The organism is Streptomyces varsoviensis (assembly GCF_000718635.1).
In the GTDB taxonomy this organism is placed as follows: Bacteria; Actinomycetota; Actinomycetes; order Streptomycetales; family Streptomycetaceae; genus Streptomyces; species Streptomyces varsoviensis.
In genome coordinates, this window is sequence record NZ_JOBF01000002.1 from 216,049 (window position 1) to 234,563 (window position 18,515).

The window sequence follows — 18,515 nt, forward strand, 5'->3', positions numbered from 1 at the left end:
GCACCCTCATCGCGCGACGCGACCCCGGGGCCTGATCCGCCTCGGCAGAGTGGACCGCGGCTGGCGGCAGGCGGAACTCGGCGCCCGCCTCGGCTGCTCCGCCTCGGCCATCTCCCGCCTGGAGCGCCACGGCCACCACGCCGACCTGGCCCTCCTGCGGCACGCCGCCGACCGGGTGGGCATGCCGACGCATGTCCTGGCCGCGTCGCTCGGACTGGGGCCCTGCCCAGCCACTACAGTTGCGGCGCAAGAACGCTGTGCCGAGGAGGACTCCATGCGCCGCCGCACCCTGCTCGGCGCCGCCACTCTCGCGCCCCCTCTGACGCTCCTCACCGGCGTGGACACGGCACTGGCGAGCGTGCCCGCCCCCACCGGCTCCGTCACCGCCATCGCCGCGCGCCTGGCCGCCGCCCGCCGCCTCTTCGACACCGGACAGCATGCCCGCCTCCTCGCCGAACTGCCCGGCCTCCTCGGCGACGCCCACGAGGCCGCGCACTCGCGCGAGGAGATCGCACTGGCCCGCCTCTCCTCGTGCTACCGCCTGGCGGCCGAAGTCCTCCTCAAGATCGGCGAGTACGAGCGCGCCCGGCGCGCCGCCGACCGCGCCACCATCACCGCCGACCTCTCCGGCTCCCCCCTCGCGGCCGTGGCCGCCGCACGCTCGATGAGCATCGTCCTGCGCCACCAGGACCAGCCCGACGCCGCCCAGGACCTCATCCTCGACGCCGCGACCCGCACCGAAGCCACCGGCCTCAAGACCGACGCCCAGACCTCCGCCTACGCCCAGGTCCTGTGCACCACCGCCTACACCGCGGCCCGCTCCGGCGACCGCGGCCAGGCCCTCTCCCTGCTCGGCGAAGCCGCCCGAGCCGCCCGCCGCCTCCCCGACCGCGCCCCCGCCGAGGGCCGCTTCCTCCCCTTCACCCCGGCCCAGGCCACGCTCTACCAGGTCAGCGTTCGCTGGGCACTCGGCGACGCCGGCGCCGCCCTGGACGCCGGCCGCACCCTGCACGAGGACCAGTTCGCCACCCACGAGCGGAAGGGGCGCATGCACACCGACCTCGCGCGCGCCTGGTGGCAATGGGGCAAGGCCGAGCAGACCGCCACCGAACTGCTGCTGGCCCTGCGCGTCTCACCAGGCGAAGTCCGCGACCGCCCCTCGATCCGCAAGGTCGTCACCGAGCTGCGCTCCCGCCACCCCCGCGTACCAGGAGTACGCGAACTCGTCGCCGCCACCGGACCGAACACCAACTGAGAAACGCCGCTCAACCCGGCAACCTCCCACGCTGTTGGAGCACGTAGGTCTGCCCCTCGGCCAAGTGGGTCACGACGTACCGGTGCTGGGCACAGCGGAGAGCGGCTTCCTCGATGGCGGGCAGTAGTCGGCCTTCCGCGTGCACGACGACGCCAGCGAATGACGTCGTCGACGAGCCGCGCGGACACGAGTCTGGCTGTGCGGCAGCGCCACCCCGTGGCACTGGTGACGCCAAGGCGCTCGGCGACCTCTTCGGGCGAGTGCTCCGGCGCACCGGCGTCGTACCCCTCCCGCAGGCCGAGACCGACGAGCACACCACCGTCGGCCTGCCCGACGGTCAAGGCCCACCCGGTCGTCGCGACCAGCCGACGTACGGCGGCGTCACACGCCGCCGTGTCCGGCGTGCCGTAGCTGCGGCTCGGGTCCCGGTACAGCACCACCTCGCTCACCGGCTCGTCGGCTTCGCCCGGCAGGAAGGCCGCCACAGGCCAGGTCTGCGCCAGGGCCGCGAGCGAGTGGCGAACGTGCTCGACGGGAGCGGCGGCGGGCAGCAGCAGCGCCCGCATCCATGCTCCCTCTACGGTCCTGACCTCGATGTAGGGCGTCGTCATAGGACGACTGTGCACCGCCAACTGGGGCTGTCCGTCACCGGCCCTAGGGTCGATGAGATGGACCATGGCAAGGAAGTGCATGAGGTGCGGGTCTCCGCGCGAGGAGAGCGCGCCTCCATCGACATCGACGGACATCCGGTGGGCGAGCAGGTCGCCGCCTACCGGATCGATCAGGCCGCCGGTGAGCCGCCGCAGGTGCTGGTGCATCTGGCCGCGGAGCACAGTGAGGTGGAGTGGGCCGGGGCGGCGCGGGTCCACGTCGCGGGGCCGGTGGATCCGGGCCCGAGGGCGGCGCAGTTCCTGGCGGCGATCGACCCGGTGGAACTGGAGACGGCCGCCCTGGCGCGCCTGGACCTCGACAGCGGTCCCCATGCCCTGACGCGGGCGATGCTGGCCCAACTGGGGGAGTGGGCCAGTGGCGCTTGACCTTGATGGCGCGCGCCGGGTGGTCGAACGCGTCCTGGACGACAAGCTGGAGGCGTGGCGCGACAGCGCGGGCCGCACCGACGACGTGCTGGACGAGGCGACGGGCGCACTGGTGGCGCCGGTGCCCGACGAAGTCCTGCTGTGGGACGGTCTCGGCGCCCTGCTGCCGCTGGGCCGCCCGGCGATCACCAAACCCCTCGACGGGGCCGTCGCCCAGACGCCGCCGACCACGGACTACCAGGCCGTGCTGCCGGTCCGAGCACCGGAACTGCGTCCGGACGACGTGATCCGCGTCGCCGGATCACTACGGCGCGGCGATCCCCGCGACCCGCAGCTCGTCGGCCGCCGCTTCCGCGTCTCGGACGCCGCCGTCGGCACCTACAGCGTGGTGCGCATCGTGCGGGTGCAGGTGATCGACTGATGCCCGCCGAAGCGCACCCGAACGCGCACCCCGAGGCGGCGGCGTTCCGCGACCCGATCGCGCTGGCGGCCGCGCTCGCCCGGCTCGGCCCGGCCGCCCGCGCCCGCACCCGTACGATCACCCGTCACCACGCGATGCTGTTGCGCGTGCGCATCCAGCGAAATGCTTCGGGGCGGCCGGGGCCGCAGGCCATCACCGGTCAGTACCGCGCGTCGTGGGACGTGCGGGTGCGCGGCGGCGCAGGGCAGGTCACGGCGGAGGTGTGCTCCGACGCGCCGCAGGCGAGGCGGCTGGAGTACGGCTTCGTCGGGGTTGACGCGCTCGGCCGCCACTATCGACAGCCGCCCTACCCGCATGTCGAGCCTGCGTGGAAGCGGACCCGGCCCGGGTTCCTCCGGGCCCTGGCGGACGGGGTCCTGCCGTGACGGCCCGGCGTCTGCCGGTGACGCGGGCCCTGGCCGCGCTCGTCGCACGGGCGAGTGGCCGGCCGTGTGGAATCGGTGAACTGCCTCTCGTGCTCGATGAGACCGCGGGCCAGTGGCGGCTTCTCTGGGGGCTGGTCCTGTGTGGTGGGACGTTGTACCGGAGGGCTATGTTGATCTTCTGGAGGTCGTTCTCTGGGGGTGCGGCTCTGTGGCGGGTTGTTGCATCAACCGTCGGATCGTGGAGTTGCATTGCGTGCCTTTCCTGTCAGACTGCCCTCTGGCCTGCGGTATTGGACGGTCGTCGATGACGGCTACGAGGTCGTGTTCATCGCTGATCAGTGGCTGAGGTTCTTGCGGTTCGAACGAAGCCGTTCCGAGTTGACGACGAAGGCGTACGCCGGCGGCATAGCGCTGTACCTGCGGTGGTGCCGGTCAACAGGGCGCGAATGGTCCGTCGCCGCGCGGGACCTGGGCCTGTTCATGGTCTGGCTGAAGTACACGCCGTCATCGCCGGATGACGATCCGACGCCGGTGGTGCTGGGGCCCGGCGCCGACCCGGCTCGCAGAGAGCGGAGGGTCAATGGCGTTCTGACGGCGGTACGGGGGCTGCTGTCCTACGCGGTGTCGGTTGGTGAGGCACCAAGGTCGGTGCTCGGACAGATCTACGAGCTGGCCGACAGCCGGGACCTGCCGGTCGAGGCCCAGGGCGAAGACTCCGGCCTGACCTACCGGTTGCGAGCTGTCCACCGCGGCCAGGAGCCGGAAGCCGAGGTGGACCGGGCCACCGACGAAGAGCTGGTGGCGATGTTCCTGGAGTGCCGCAACGCCCGTGACCGGCTGATCGTGCTGCTGCTCGGCCGGGTCGGGCTGCGCCGCGGCCAGGCGTCCGGCCTGCACCGCAGTGACTGCCACCTGCTTCCCGGCTCCCGGGCGCTGGGCTGCGACTACAGCGGCGCCCACCTCCACGTTCGGCGACGGGACGACAGCAACCGGGCCTGGTCGAAGTCGAAGCAGGCATGGACACAGCCGTTGGACTTCCTGGTGGTCCAGGCTTTCGACCAGTACATCGATGAGCGCCACGAAGTACTTGGGGCAGGCGGCAGCGACTTCCTGCTGGTGAACCTGTTCCGCGAGCCGCTGGGGGCACCGATGCCGCCGAACGCGTTGGGCGAGCTGTTCGAGCGGCTGAGCCAGCGGGCCGGGCTGTCGCGGAAGGCCGGCCCCCACATGGCCCGCCGGGCCTTCGGCAGCAACGTTGCGGACGCCGGCGGATCGGCGGACGAGGTGCAGGCCCTGCTCGGGTAGGCACACCCGGAGTCGCCCAGGCCCTACCTGATTCCCGACCGGGCCCGATTGCGCGAGGCGATCGAGCGCGTTCCCTCCCCGCGGTCCGTGCACTGGACGAGGGAGAAGTGATCGCTACACCGCTGCCGCTGGCCCATGAGCTTCAGGACCTGCGGACCAAGGTCATGATCGACGCCTTGGACACCGAGTTCCTGAGCCTGGTGAGCTGGGACTGGGAGTCACGCGTCGTGCGCTACCCCAGGGTCCATCCGGTGCTGGGCATGCCGGACTGCGTAATCCCCGGCTGCACGAAGGGCTCCGCGCTCGGCGAACCGGTCTGTATCGGCTGCATCGGCCGCTGGCGGCGCTCCGGCCTGTCCCTCGAGGAGTTCGCGGCGGTCCCGAGAGAGAGTGTCTATCACCGCTCCGACGGACAGACCCTCTGTCGCGTCCCGGGCTGCCAGCGGCCGCCTCGGCTGGTCACTGACGGTCTTTGCACCGCTCACCAGTCCCGCTGGCGCGCCTCGTCCGAGCCGACCGTGGAGGACTTTCTGCGGAACTCCCCGCAGCAGGGGTTGCCCGGGTTCGGACCCTGCCAGGTCGCCGCCTGCTACCGGCTCCGCGGTTCGGAGCGGACCCGCTACTGCGAGGTCCACCGAAGCCGCCTCCACCGTGAACGGCAGTCGGGGACCTTCGACGGAGACGAGGAGCGATGGCGCCTGACGTCGTCGTCGGTGCCGGTCAACCGCGAAGTCAGCCTGCGCGGACTGCCTGACCGGCTGGTCGCGGAGCTCCTCTACTGCCTTCAGGGCCGCACCGCCCGGGAGACGAAGACCAAGGATCACCGGTTGCGGCACATCAGCGATCAACTGCGTCTGCTCCAGGTCCCGAGCCTGGAGACGCTGGGAGAGGACGACCTGATCCGCGCAGGGCTGGTCGATGACCTGCGGATGATCAGCCGGGGGGCACAGACCGCGCTGCGCAGGCTGGGGGCGACTGCGGAGACCGAGCGACTCAAGGACGTTTGGGACCTGTTTGTCTTCGGCCACCACGGCACGCTCACGTTCAGCCGGATCCGCCAGCACCCCCTGCGGGAGGCGGTCAAGGTCTGGGCCTATGACGAACTTCCTCGGCGTCGGGGCCGGCATGTCGCCAGTTCCGTGCAGAACATGATCCGCGGCATGGAACAGCTCTCGGACAGCCTGCGGCTGCAGCGAGACGACGAGGGGCATAAGCCGCGGCTTCTGAGCCGTACGGACATGGTCAGTTTCTGCAACCGCATCGCCTTCCTCGCCGAGACCGGCGTCTTCGGGGCTCACCACCGGGTCAACGTCACCCGCTACGTCCGCAAAATCATCAACCGAATCCGCGTCCTGGGTCTCACCGGCCCCGGCCAGATGCTGGAGGGCCTGCCGGCGGACTTCTCCCTGTCCATGGAGAGTATCCCCGACGAGCCCGAGGACACCGAGGCGGGACGGGACCTGCCGGATGAGGTGATGCGGGAGCTCTGTGACAACTTCGATCTGCTGGAGAAGATGAGCAATCGCGAGTACCGCGTCGCGGCCGAGTTGCTTGTCGACACCGGCCGGGGGCCGGACGAGATCAGCACGCTGGCGCTGGAGTGCCTGGGCAAGAACCCGGACGGAACCCTGGTCCTGATCTATGACAACTCCAAGAACTACCGGCTGGGCCGTCGTCTGCCGATTGCGAAAGCGACCGCCGCGATCACGGAACAGCAGGAACGGGTGTGGGCACGCTTTCCCGGCACTCCGGCCGACAAGCTCAAGCTGCTGCCGAGCCCGATGACCACCCCCGAAGGAACGAAGCCGATCGGTTCGATCGGCGACGCTCACCGGACCTGGGTCAACGCTCTTCCCGACATCATGATTCCGGTCGTCGTCAAGGTCGAGGGGTAGCTGGTGACGAAGCTGCTGCCGTTCGACAAGTCCAAGATCTTTCCCTACGCCTACCGGCACTCCTTCGCTCAGCGGCACGCGGACGCCAACGTCGACCCCGACGTGCTCATGGATTTGATGGGCCATCGTGAACTCTCCACAACTCAGGGCTACTACAACCCTCGGGAATTGCATCAGACGGGCGTGAAGTTGCAGGTCACCTGGTCGCGACGGAAATCGGAAGGAGTTCGCGGAGCCTGCGAACTGGACTTCTGAGCAGGGGTGTTGCCGAGCTACTCCCTTCTGATGCATGATCTGCCCTCCAGAAGGGAGGGTCTGGAGTGGTGCATCAGCGCAAGGTGGCCCTGGCCGGGTCGGCCCATATGGAGCTCGTCTCCGGGGTGGTCCAGCTGCGTCCCGAGGACGCGATGTTCGACGCGATGCTGCGGGGCTGGCGTGCTCAGCAGAAGTCGCGGGGGCTGAAGGACGACACGATCGACCCGAGGGAACGGCTGATCCGCCGATTTCTGGACTTCACGAACGAGTACCCGTGGCGGTGGACGCCGGCCCACCTGGACGAGTGGTCGGCGTCGCTGACGAGCGAGAAGCACTTGGCGCCGTCCACGGTCCGCAGTTACCAGGGCATCGTTCGGCTGTTCACCGAGCTCCTCATCGACGCCCGCTACGGCTGGGGTCCGGCCTGCGAGGAAGCCTTCGGCACCTTCCCGGTGGCGATCTGTCACGAGTGGAATACCCTCCCTCACCTGCAGGATTACGAAGGAGGCCCGGAGGCGAGGCCCTTCACGCGGGAAGAGCTGCAGCTCTTCCTCGACTACGCCGACGACCAGGTCGAGCGAGCGATCCGGGCGAAACGCAAGGGAGCCCTGGCGGCCTACCGCGACGCCACGTTGTTCAAGGTGATCTACGGGTGGGGGCTTCGCCGGACGGAGACGTCCAAGCTCGATGTGGTCGATTTCGGGCGCAATCCGCAGGCCCGGCAGTTCGGCCGGTACGGCACGCTCAACGTCCGCTACGGCAAGGCGAAGAAGGGCCAGCCGCCGCGGCGGCGGAACGTGTTGTCGGTGATGGACTGGGCCGTCGAGGCGGTTGCCGACTACGTCGAGAACGTCCGCCCGCGCTTCGGGTTCCCGATCATGCGGCTCTGTGGATCACCGAGCGCGGGGGCCGCCTGCAGCCCGGCTCGATCAACGACCGGTTCGAGGCATGCCGGGACGCTCTCGGGCTGACGAAAGAGCTGACCCCGCACAGTCTTCGGCATTCGTATGTGACGCACCTGACCGAGGACGGGGTGGACCGGCGCTTCATCCAGCAGCAGGTCGGCCACGAGTGCGACAGCTCCCTGGCCATCTACACGCACGTCAGCGACGACTTCTTGAACACTTCCCTGCACAAGGCACTGGCCCCGGCATTCGCCGGGGCCTGATGAGGAGGGATCCGGCGATGGCCGCCAAGCTCGACTACCACTGGCACCTGCGCAAGGTCATGGCCGACCGCGGGATGTTCTCCACCACCGACCTCCTGCCTCCGCTCGCCGAACGCGGCATTACGCTGTCCACGAGTCAGGTCTACCGGCTCGTCGTCGAGCGACCGGAGCGACTGAGCCTGAAGATCCTCATGGCTCTGCTCGACATCCTCGACTGCACCATGGACGACCTCATCGAGCCGATCACGGCGGCCGGGGCGGTGAAGAAGCCGAAGAAGGCCGCCGCCGGCGGCCCGGCGCCCGATGCGGAGGGACTCGGCGGACTGCGTCCCAAGCGAGCTCGGATCAGAGGAGTTGACCGGCCTTGACCACGGCTGACGAGCTTGATCGCGCCGTCACGGACCCGATCGGCTTGATCACAGACCTCGTCACTGATCTCGAAAAGGGCCTCGGCGCCGAGAGGATCCGGGCCGTGGTCACCGCGGTCGCGGGCGGCCGAGCGAAGTCGCGCCAGCTGGCCAAGGCCCTGGCGATGCGGTCCGCCGTCCTGACCGACGGCCGGTCCCCGGCGCCCCGGGCCATCGGCGATCTACTTATCGAGCTCCGCAAGGCCGGCGCCTCGGCGATCGCGGCACCGGTCTGCGCGGGGTGCGGCAAGCATCTGCGAACCCTCCAGCGCAAGGGCCAGGACTGGTACTGCTCGGTCTGCGGGCAGGAGAGAGCCGAGTGCACCACCTGCGGGAACGTCCGACGCGTCAGCTTCCGGGACCGCAAGGGCCTGCCCCGCTGCAAGATGTGTCCCGACCACGACGACCGTGATCCAGCCGCGGTCGTCCACGAACTGATCACCGCGATCGCCCCGGGCGCCGACCGTGACGCGGTCGCCGAGGCCCTCCGCCGGTCGGCACCCCACCGTCCTCACTATCTCCAGAGAGTGGTCTGGGCCCTGGAGGAGAACCCTCGCCTGCTGACCGGGGAGGGACACCTGGCGCCGCATCGCGCCATCCTGCGGTTCATCGACCTGCTGCACGAGGCCGGGGTCGCCGGGATCGTCCGGCCCGCCTGCCCTCGCTGCCACCGGGTGGTCCGCATCGACAAGCCGCTCGACGGGCAGCGAGTCTGCCGCAACTGCATCGCCAAGTCCCGCTTCGAAGAATGCGTACGCTGTGGTGCCCGGCGCGAGCCGGCCACCCGCGACGCCGAGGGGCGACCACTGTGTCCGAGCTGCCTGGTCAGGGACCCGGCGAACCTGGAGACCTGCATCGTCTGCGGCGAGTCGCGCATGGTCAGCAGCCGCACTGCGGATGGGCCGATCTGCCCGAACTGCCGTCCCCTGCCCATCCTGCTCTGCACGATCTGCGGCCGCACCGCACCCTGCATGCTCTCGAAGCTCACCGGCCTGCCCCGCTGCGGCGGCTGTGACAGGCGCCAAGCTCACTGCACCGTCTGCGGACGAATGCGCGGCATCCACTCGGGCACCGCCGACGCCCCCGTCTGCGGCCCCTGCACCACGCCGGACGCCGAGCTCTGGCGTCCCTGTCCCACCTGCGGACAAGCCGAGCGGCTACACGCGCCGGGACCGTGCCCTCGCTGCACCCTCAAGCAGCGGCTCCACGAACTCCTCGCCGATGACACCGGCTCCATAAACCCGAAGCTCCAGTCCCTTCACGACGCCTTGGCCGATACCGAACGGGCCGGCACCGCGATGCGCTGGCTCTCCAAGGGCATCGTCTCCACCGTCCTGTCCGATCTCGGCTCCGGCCGCCGGCCTCTGACCCATGAGGCCCTGGACGAGCTCCCTGAAGGCAAGGCCGTCGAGCACATCCGCAGCGTTCTCGTCGCCACCGGAGTCCTGCTCCGGCGGGACGAGCAGATGGTCCGTCTCGAACGGCACGTGAAGGACCTCGTCGCCTCCCACGCAACGGCCGAGGGCAGGAATATCCTGCACCGTTACGCGACGTGGCATCTCCTGCGTCGGCTTCGCCGACGCAGCCGCGGCAAGGAGATCACGCACTACCAGCTCGCGGGCGCACGGCAACATCTGCGGGCGGCCGTCCATCTCCTGGACTGGCTCGAAGAGCAGAGTCTGACTCTTTCGACCTGCCGTCAGGCCGACCTTGAACGCTGGATGACCCGCGATGACGCCCGCCACCGCCGGGAGGCAGGCCACTTCGTGCGCTGGGCCCTTTCCCAGAAGATCGCCCGCGATCTCAGCTTCCCGGCCGTCAGATGGAACGGCCCCGCCCAGGCGATGGACGACGAAGCCCGCTGGGGCACCGCCCGCCGCCTGCTGCATGACGACACCCTCACTCCCGTTATGTAGTTAGTCAACCTGTCTCCGGGGCGTGGTGTCTCATTAGGGTGGACGCACCGAGGGGTTGACGTAGTCGCGGTCTCGCCTCACGGAGGCCCTGGAGCCGTGAACGCTGAGCGGTGCGTCACACTCGCCGGCGACACGCAGTAAAACCGCTGGTCACGCCCTGTAGCCGGGCCAGGATGGGCCGTGTGTCCCCCGGATGCAGGAAGGATGGTCATGACTCTGCTGCCCACATTGACCCCGTCCAACGCCAAGCCGCCCTGGAAAAGGCCGCCGCGGTCCGCAGGGAACGCGGTGCTGTGCTCGCCGACTTGAAGGGCGGACGCATCGGCTTGAAGGAAGTCCTCGACCGGCAGGACGACGTAATCGGCAAGACACATGTCAAGAGGCTGTTGGCGGCGTTGCCGGGCATCGGCAAGACCCGCGCCATGCAGTTGCTAGACGAGATCGGCGTCTCCGAGCGTCGCCGTGTGCAGGGCCTCGGGCACCGTCAGCGCGAGAAGCTGCTCACACTGTTCCCGCACCAGCGTTGAGCTTGCCCTACCGTTCTAGCGCGGGCCCACGCCGACCAGGGAGGGCCGGGGGCTGTCGCCGACGAAGTGGTCCGCCGCGCCCCGGCCGCGCGGAGGCGCGGAGGCCATACTCAACATCGCGGTCAGCTGATGCCCCGCCGCCTGACCCGGCCCCGCTGCTACTGAGGGTTTCGGCTCAGGGTGACGCTTCGTCGGTGTGGTGACGTTGATCCGGTGAAGCCAGCGTGCGTCAACTGGCTTATGGACGTGACCTGTTGGGCTATTCCGGGCGGCCTCCTCCGGTGGCAGGATCGTGGGCGAGTGAACGGTACACAGCGGAGATCCTGCCCGGGATGTTCCCGGGGCCGTGGCCCTAAGGGCACGGGCGGATCGGCTGGCGAGGACGGCGCACCGGGCCCGGCGGCCCCTCCTGCCGAGGGGCGGCAGGTGGGTGTCGGGCCGCGGCACCTGCCGCGTTCAGTCGGCCCGAGGGGGGCCGCCGGGGCAGGGCTGCACCCCCAGAAGGGGGATGCTCCTCATGTCACACACCACTCTTCCCGCGCGTTGTGCCGGGTCAGCACCATCCGGGCGGCGCCGGGGCAGCCTGCGCAGGCGGCTGACCGGGCTGGCGCTGCCCGGCACGATGGCGCTCGCGCTCGTCGGCGCGGGCCTGATCGCGTTCGCGCCGGCGGCTGAGGCCGCCACGACGGTGAACTTCTCCTACACCGGCAGCGCGCAGACCTTCACGGTGCCCGCCGGGGTGACCTCGATCAGTGTGGACGCCTTCGGTGCGCAGGGCGTGGCCGGGGCCTCGGGCGGTAACCCGGGCGGAAACGGCGGGGAGGCCCAGGGCACCCTGGCCGTCACGCCGGGAGCCGTGCTCCAGGTCAACGTCGGCGGATCGGGTGGCTACGGGGGTGCGGGCGCCGGAGCCCCAGGCACCCAGAGCGGGCTCAACGGCGGCGCCGGAGGGGGCGCCTCGGACGTACGCTCGGGCAGCTACGGCCTGGGTGACCGGCTGCTGGTGGCCGGCGGCGGAGGCGGCGGCAACTTCTACGGTCCCGGGGGACCGGGCAACGGCGGCACCGGAGGCGGCGCCAGCGGCACCGCCGGCGCCAACGGCAGCGGCGGAGCTGGCGGCGGCGGGGCAGGCACCGCCAGTGCCGGCGGCAGCGGCGGGGCCGGCGGCGCCGGTGCCGCGGCCGGGGCCAGCGGAGCATCAGGCACTGGAGGCGCGGGCGGCTCCGGTGCCGGCGGGACCTCCGGCTCCGGAGGCGCCGGAGGCGGCGGCGGAGGCGGCGGCTGGTTCGGCGGCGGCGGAGGCGGCGGCTTCCTCAATCCGTTCAACATGTCGTCCGTCGGCTCCGCAGGGGGCGGCGGAGGCAGCGGCTACGGTCCGGCCGGCACCGTCTTCAACACCGGCGTGCGCTCCGGCGACGGCGCGGTCGCCATCACCTACGAGCTCGCCGCGGACATCGACGTGAACGTCACGGCGCAGCCGCACCTGGGCATCCTGGTGCCCAACCTGACCTACACCCTGACCGCGCACAACCTCGGCCCGGCCGCCGTCACCTCGGCGACGATCACCGCGACCCTGCCGCCGGGTGCGAGCGCCACGAACCTGTCCGCCGGTTGCACCACCAGCGCGGGGACGGTGACCTGCACCTACGGGGCCATCGCCAACGGCGCGAGTGCGTCCAAGTCCTTCAGCATCCCGCTGAGTCTGCTGTCGCTGGGACCGGTATCGGTCACCGGCACGCGCACCGCGTCCACCCCGGCCGATAACAACCCGGCCAACGACAGCGCCACGGCCACCTGCACCGTCATCTCCGTCATCCTGGCCACCTGCCCCTGACACTCCCAGAAGGCTGAACAGGGTGGGCCCGCGCCCTGCGGGCCCACCCCGGGTGCTGCGGAGTGGTGCTTCGCCACCGGCTGCCCCGCCTCCCAGAGTGTCACCTGCGGCACCGAAGGCCCCACCTCGCCCGTGGAGGAGACCACCGGCGCCGGCCAGTCGAGCCTGTCCTACGACTCGGGCAGCGACACCTACACCTACGTGTGGAAGACCGGCGGCACCTGGGCCAACACCTGCCGTGTCTTCCACCTCGGGCTGAACGACGGCAGCGACCACACCGCCAACTTCGAGTTCAGCTGCCCCGCCCCACACCTCGCGGTGCCCGGCCCGGCCGGGCACCGCACTTCTGTGCCCAGCACGGCCCTGGCCATGGCGGCCGCAGCCGGGGTGGAGTACGGCGTGCTCTTGCAGGTGGTGTCGGAATGCGCTACGCCGACACGCCGAACGCGTCACTCGTTTGCCTTGAAATGTGGGCTAAGAGGGGCTGCGGCATTGCGTTCCGTTGCGCCTGGTCGTAATTCTGTAGCAGACGGCTCCAGGTGGATCCGCTGGCATGACATTGGCCACCCCGCCTTCAGTTTCATTCCTCGTATCGGCATTCCCCCGGGCTGTTCTCGGCATGGCCAGATTGGTGCCAGATGTCTGCAGATGGCGTACAAGACGCAATGCAAAAAGGGCAGGGCAAGTCACTGTCCGATCTCGCCGAGCAGGTGGACGGACTGTTCTTGCCGGGCGACTGGGATTTTCATCTTCAGGACGTCTTCGTCAAGACGATCGACGGCTCGGGCTCTGACGACAAAGGGGGGTGGGTGGGAACAGCAGCCCTCAAGCGGTCAGACGCTCAGGCGGCGCGTCTGTCCCAGCTGTACGTCATCGGTGTGCCGGTGCCGAAGGGGGAAAAGGATGTCTGGCGCCATGTGGTCGTGGTGGATGTCGATGTGAACTTCGGTCTCAAGGACGTGCCGGTCGTGGGCCAGGCTCTGAAGCAGGTGACCATCAGGCATGTCAATCTGCTGTGCAACCGGGTGGTCCTCACGGAGCAGTCGTCCAAGAAACTCAACGAGCTCCTGAAGAAAGCCGGGGTGACCAAGTTCACCTTGCCGGTGCCGAAGTTCACCCAGTTTGACGACGATATCGCCATTGGTACGCACCTGCTGGTGACCTACGCGATCGGTTCGGCCGAGCAGCCGGCTCTGAGCGTGGATCTGGTGAAGGGGGATGGTAAGCGGGACCTGGTGGTCGGCGCGGGGGGCGGTGCGACGGGGGGCGGCTCGTCGTGGGGGAGTCTGAGCAAGGTCGCCAAGGGGGTGCGGCGCATCAATTTCGCCTATGTGCCGGCGGTGCCGGCAGCCAAGGGCAGCACGCCGGCCCGGCCGGGGCGGATCGTGGTGAGCGTGGACGCGGCGGGCGAGCTGGGGCCGCTGACGCTGGAATTCAAGGGTGCCGGGGTGATCTGCCCGGTGGATACCTTCACGCCGTCGGCGACCCTGAGCGGAGTCGGCGTCAGTTTCGTGTGGGGCACGGCGGAGCTGGGGATCCGGGTCGCCGGCGGGCTGGTGCTCAACCCGCTGGCGTGGGCCGACGACCATCTGGTGCAGCTGGACGGCGCGGTGATGGTGTACCTGCCCGCCATCGCGGCGACCGTGGCCGGGTCCTACCGGCAGATGAAGGGGCAGGACGACCCCTCGGTGTTCCTGTTCGGGGAAGTGGACTTCAGCCAGATGGTGGGGGGCGGGTTCGGGCCGCCGTGCTTCACGGTGCGGCGGGTGATGCTGGGCGGTGGCTACAACAGTGAGGTGCGGCTGCCGAAGCCCGATGAGGTGGAGAAGTTCCCGCTGGTGGCCGGGCTGACGGACGAAACGGCAGTGGGCAAGGACCCGACCCCGCTGCAGGTGCTGGACAAACTGACGAGCGGCGATACGCCGTGGATCACACCGAAGGCCCAGAACTTCTGGGCGGCCGGCGGCCTGGAGTTCGAGACCTTCAAGATCTTGGCCAAGGTCTTGCTGCTGGTGGAATTCGGCAACGACTGGTCCGTGTCCGTTCTGGGACTGGTCACGCTCCAGTTGCCCCTGGACTCGAAGAATCCGGCCGCCAAACTCGTGGGCCAGCTTGCGGGACAGCTCGAACACCGCTCGGTGAAGGTGCAGCAGAAGGATGCGGGCGGCAAGGACGTCGCGGTCGGTGACGAAGAGACGGTGCTCACCGCATCGGTCGTGCTGGGCCTCAACTCGTACCTGTTCACCGAGGACGCCAAGTTGACGGGCGGGGTCGCGATGCGGGTGTGGACGCAAGGCCCTCATGAGGGCGATTTCGTGTTCACGCTCGGGGGGTACGCACCGAGCTACAAAGTGCCCGACCATTACCCCAATGTGCCGCGCGTGGGGGTGACGTTCAACATCGGCCCGGTGACGATGCGCGCCGAGGTGTATTTCGCGTTCACGCCGCGTGCGGTGATGGCCGGCGGAAACCTGTCGATGGTCCAAAACCTCGGCTGGCTGCGGTGGTGGCTGAATGTGCATGTGGACGGCTGGATCGACTGGGACCCGTTTACGGCGTATCTGACGCTGGGGGCATCGGTCGGCATCGCGGCAGACATCAACATCGGGCCCGTGCATGTGCGCCCGTCGGTGGAGCTCGGGGTCGACCTCGCCTTGTGGTGGTGCCCGGACTTCGGCGGCCACTGGAGCGTCTCGCTGTGGTTCGCCTCCATCTCGGGAGATTTCGGCAGCGACCTGCAAAAGAAACTCCCGGTCGACTGGGACCAGTTCAAGCGCACGGTCCCCAAGCCGGTCATCCTGCCCCGCAAAAACACCGAGCTGCCGGAAGAAGGCACGGCCGGCTCGAACAAGCCTGTCCCGGACCAGGACACCGCACCGATCGCGGGCGAGGAAGCCAACGGGCAGGCCATCAACGGTTCGCAGAACGGTTTCACGTTCTCGGCCACCATCCAGGCCCCGGCCAAGGAGGTGTACGTGTGCCCGCCCACCGGGGAGCCGGTGTGCAAGGCATCGATGACGGACGTGGTGCATATCCGGGAGATGGACCGCTCCGACGTCGCCTCACGGCTCGACGTGCAGTTCAGCTACCTGCCGCGCGAGGGCGAGCCGCTGCCGGCCGCCCACCCGGTCTTCCAGGACGCCTTCTGGGAGGCATGGACCTACAAACCCACCTACGCGAACCTGCCGTTCGCCAAATGGGGAGACCCGAAGGTGGAAGCGGCCAAGTCCACCTCGGACTTGGTGCCCCACCAGCTGACCGGCCTGGAGATCACGGTACCGGCGCCCACCGCGCGGTGTGCCGCAAGGCCCGACAACCGCCCGCTGCAGGCGGACGCGGCCGACATCGAAAAAGAGACCATCTATGCCTACGACGACGAGCGGGACGCCGGCATGCCGCTGACCGCGCAGGCGCCTGCCCAGGGCAGTGCCGCAGCGCTCTCGCCGGGAGCCGCCCATGTGGTCAAGGAGGGCATCGCCTCCTCGCCCATCCAGCAGACGCGCGGCCAGCTGTTCGAGGCGTTGAAGGGGGCGGGCTGCCTGCGGACGTCGAAGAACGACGGGCTCGACAGGTACGCACGTGAGGTGCTGACCACCTTGACCGATGACCCGCTGCTGGACGCAGCGGCCTGACCGAGCTCGGAGCTGTGATGTCGCAAGCCGCCATGTCGCTGGTCGGCACCCCGTTGAGCGTGTCGTTCTACGACAGCTATGTGCCTCAGATCCCGCCCGGGGAATACACCGTCCGCTCCCTCCACACCCTGGACGGAAAGAAGCTCGACCCCACCGATCAGACGTTCACCATCGCCGCGCCCCGGTTCCTGGTCGGCCAGGATCTGGTCGAGGCGGTGTATCCGGCGCAGGGAGCGCTGGGGGACTACCAGCTGGTGGCCCCGCACATCACCCTCAGCCGGGAGCTGCTGCCCTGGACGCGTCCGCTGACCGTGAGCGGCAGCGAACTGGGCGAGCCCTGGATGACGCTGCTGCTGCTGCGCGAGGAGGAGATCGTGCGCAGCGCCCCCGCGACGGCCAAGGAGGCGCTGCAGGCCACGGCGGAGGTCGCCGTGCCAGCGCTGGGGGACATCGGGACCGAGGCCGAGACGATCGCCTGCCAGATCATCGAGATCAGCGCGCAGACCTTCGACCGCATCGCCCCCCGGCGCCCGGAGCTGCCCTACCTGGTGCACGCCCGGGAGGTGGAGGAGAAGCTGCCGCACCATCTGGGGCTGTTCCGCGAGGACGGCGAGCGGATGCGCACGGGCAAGTTCGCGGTCGCCTTCACCTCCCGGCTGCCGCGGCTGAGCGGCCGCTACCAGGCCCACCTGGTGTCGCTGGAGGGCTGCGACAGCTACTTCACGGCCGCGGGCCGCCCCCCGCGGCTGCGGCTGATCTCGCTGTACTCCTGGTCCTTCGAACAGGTAACGGGCGACCGCAGCGGGTTCACCGCCCGGATGCGGCACCTGGCGGCGCCCGCCGCTCCCCGCGGCGAGCACGCCGCGGCCCTGGGACTGCGCCTTGCGCCGCCGAGCCCGACGCCCTCCGGTGATCTGGGCCGGCACATCAGCGACCGCCTGGAGTGGGGCTACACCCCGATCAGCTACCACACCCTGGGATCCGAAGGCACTTTCGCCTGGTACCGGGGCCCATTCACCCCCGCCCCCGCGCTGAAGGCGCCGTGGGCGGATGCTACCGGCACGCTTCGGCATCTGGAGCGTCCCGACAGCGCGTTGATCTACCTCAAACGCTATGGCATCTATGACCTGAGCTACGCGGCCGCCTGGACGCTGGGCCGTCTGCTGGCCCTCTCCAGCGGCGATGTGTCGGCTCCTTTGCTGCGGGCCCGCAACGCGGCCTGGCGGGCCCTGCACCTGAGTGCGGCCGATGCCGCCAGCCCCTTCACCCGGTGCGCGCCGGCCACGGAAGAAGATCCAGCGCCCGCGCCGCTGAGCGGCCTGGAGCTGATGGACCACCTGATGGCCACCCACCTTCCCGACCTGCTGGCGAGCCTGCCCGCGCCACCGGGCGACGCCGACCGGCCCGTCCCGGCGGAGCCGGCCGTGGCTCCGGCGCCCTGTCACCAGCACGATGAGCAGCCCTGCCCACCACGCCCGGCCCTGTCGGCCGCCGTGCAGCAGGCTGCCGCTGACCCCGACATCCGCCACCGCATCCGCCGGGCCATCGCGCCCCACGTGCACGTCCCCGCCCCCAGCGGCGCCCCCGACGCCGCCCCGGAAGCCCCAGGAGCAGGAGCGGCCCAAGACGTCTACAGGGACGCGCCGTTCCTGTCCGCGGCCCACCTCGACGCCTGGACGCTGCTGTGCGCGGTGCCCTTCCACTACCTGGTGCCCGATGCCCGCGCCCTGCCCGAGGAGAGTCTGCGCTTCTTCTACCTCGATGCCGCCTGGCTCCAGGCCCTGGTCGACGGCGCCGTCAGCGTGGGGGTGGCCACCACCTTGGACAGCGTGATCACCGCCGCGCTGCGGGAGGCGGTGGCCGCCACCACCGACGTCCTGCCCTGCGGGATGCTGTTGCGCAGCCAGCTGACCCTCGACATCCCCAACCTCTTGATCACGGCGACCCACAAGGGCGAGCCGGTGACCACCTTCCGGCGGAACATGGGCAGCGGCGTGTGGCTGCTGCTGTTCGCCGACGTCCCCGACAAGGTCGTGTTCGCGGAGCCCTACCACGGCCTGCACTTCGGGCTGGATGAGTCCGACGAGGGCGCTGCCGCTACCGCCCAGATCAACCTGCGGGCCCTGAAGGACGGCGACGCGGCGCACCGTGTCGGCACCAACCTGAGCCGGCAGCTCAAGGACGTCCAGCGGTTCCTGCGGCCGGTGCCCGACGGGACACCGGACGTGCTGTGCCTGCTGTCGGCCAAAGACGCGCCCAAGGCCCCCGCGCCGCCCGGCGAGGAGCCGGCAGCCGGCGGTCTGGTGGCCGCCCTGGCCCAGGCCCTGGCGGAGGCCGGCCAGTTCGACACCGCCCAGCGCCCTCTGCTCTCGCCGGCCGAGTTCGCCCTGCAGTGCATCGACGGCCCGCAGACGATGACCTTCAGCTACCCGAGGTGA

The 18,515-nt window shown here is 69.9% G+C and carries 15 protein-coding genes and 1 pseudogene; all 16 read left to right on the forward strand.

The features are described 5' to 3' along the window. Nucleotides 1-49: 49 nt before the first annotated feature. The 16 genes and pseudogenes from IF55_RS03505 to IF55_RS03570 all read left to right on the forward strand — a co-directional run bounded on the left by IF55_RS03505 (nt 50) and on the right by IF55_RS03570 (nt 18,515). A complete protein-coding gene (locus IF55_RS03505) occupies nt 50-1,255 on the forward strand; it encodes a helix-turn-helix domain-containing protein (RefSeq protein ID WP_342668263.1) in 1,206 nt (401 codons plus the stop codon). A 668-nt stretch (nt 1,256-1,923) separates the two neighbouring features. Beyond that, nucleotides 1,924-2,292, forward strand: a complete 369-nt coding sequence (locus IF55_RS41130; RefSeq protein WP_157854240.1) for a hypothetical protein — start codon at nt 1,924-1,926, stop codon at nt 2,290-2,292. Further along, the gene (locus IF55_RS03515) at nt 2,282-2,713 is read left to right on the forward strand and encodes a DUF6093 family protein (RefSeq protein ID WP_157854239.1); all 432 of its coding nucleotides are present in this window, start codon (nt 2,282-2,284) and stop codon (nt 2,711-2,713) included. Before IF55_RS41130 ends, IF55_RS03515 begins: the two co-directional genes overlap by 11 nt. Continuing rightward, entirely contained in the window at nt 2,713-3,138 is a 426-nt protein-coding gene (locus IF55_RS03520; RefSeq protein ID WP_030874538.1) for an HK97 gp10 family phage protein, read from the forward strand. Before IF55_RS03515 ends, IF55_RS03520 begins: the two co-directional genes overlap by 1 nt. 249 nt (nt 3,139-3,387) lie before the next feature. Beyond that, nucleotides 3,388-4,443, forward strand: coding sequence for a tyrosine-type recombinase/integrase (locus IF55_RS03525; RefSeq protein WP_245661042.1), 1,056 nt, complete (start codon nt 3,388-3,390; stop codon nt 4,441-4,443). Between the two features lie 107 nt (nt 4,444-4,550). After that, nucleotides 4,551-6,338: a hypothetical protein gene (locus tag IF55_RS03530; protein WP_048831488.1), complete on the forward strand. Its 1,788-nt coding sequence runs from the start codon at nt 4,551-4,553 to the stop codon at nt 6,336-6,338. A 3-nt stretch (nt 6,339-6,341) separates the two neighbouring features. After that, nucleotides 6,342-6,593 (forward strand): tyrosine-type recombinase/integrase, encoded by a 252-nt coding sequence (locus IF55_RS03535; protein ID WP_048831489.1) that lies wholly within the window; start codon nt 6,342-6,344, stop codon nt 6,591-6,593. Nucleotides 6,594-6,658: 65 nt separating this feature from the next. Next, nucleotides 6,659-7,564, forward strand: coding sequence for a site-specific integrase (locus IF55_RS03540; protein WP_342668268.1), 906 nt, complete (start codon nt 6,659-6,661; stop codon nt 7,562-7,564). Continuing rightward, nucleotides 7,522-7,761, forward strand: a complete 240-nt coding sequence (locus IF55_RS41315) for a tyrosine-type recombinase/integrase (RefSeq protein WP_342668267.1) — start codon at nt 7,522-7,524, stop codon at nt 7,759-7,761. Before IF55_RS03540 ends, IF55_RS41315 begins: the two co-directional genes overlap by 43 nt. Before the next feature lie 17 nt (nt 7,762-7,778). Then, nucleotides 7,779-8,129: a helix-turn-helix domain-containing protein gene (locus IF55_RS03545; protein ID WP_030874537.1), complete on the forward strand. Its 351-nt coding sequence runs from the start codon at nt 7,779-7,781 to the stop codon at nt 8,127-8,129. After that, nucleotides 8,126-10,084, forward strand: coding sequence for a hypothetical protein (locus IF55_RS03550; protein ID WP_051775993.1), 1,959 nt, complete (start codon nt 8,126-8,128; stop codon nt 10,082-10,084). The genes IF55_RS03545 and IF55_RS03550 overlap by 4 nt, the downstream gene beginning before the upstream one ends. A gap of 173 nt (nt 10,085-10,257) precedes the next feature. Continuing rightward, complete coding sequence (gene mihF, locus IF55_RS03555) at nt 10,258-10,611, forward strand: integration host factor, actinobacterial type (RefSeq protein ID WP_211269933.1); 354 nt, start codon at nt 10,258-10,260, stop codon at nt 10,609-10,611. Nucleotides 10,612-11,128: 517 nt separating this feature from the next. After that, nucleotides 11,129-12,445: a DUF11 domain-containing protein gene (locus IF55_RS40345; RefSeq protein ID WP_245661043.1), complete on the forward strand. Its 1,317-nt coding sequence runs from the start codon at nt 11,129-11,131 to the stop codon at nt 12,443-12,445. Between the two features lie 81 nt (nt 12,446-12,526). Next, a pseudogene (locus tag IF55_RS41410) lies at nt 12,527-12,727 on the forward strand (PxKF domain-containing protein); the annotation flags it as partial. Nucleotides 12,728-13,083: 356 nt separating this feature from the next. Continuing rightward, nucleotides 13,084-16,077 carry a DUF6603 domain-containing protein gene (locus tag IF55_RS40350; RefSeq protein ID WP_157854238.1) on the forward strand — a complete coding sequence of 998 codons (2,994 nt, stop codon included), beginning with the start codon at nt 13,084-13,086 and terminating at the stop codon, nt 16,075-16,077. Between the two features lie 17 nt (nt 16,078-16,094). Further along, entirely contained in the window at nt 16,095-18,515 is a 2,421-nt protein-coding gene (locus IF55_RS03570) for a hypothetical protein (protein ID WP_030874530.1), read from the forward strand.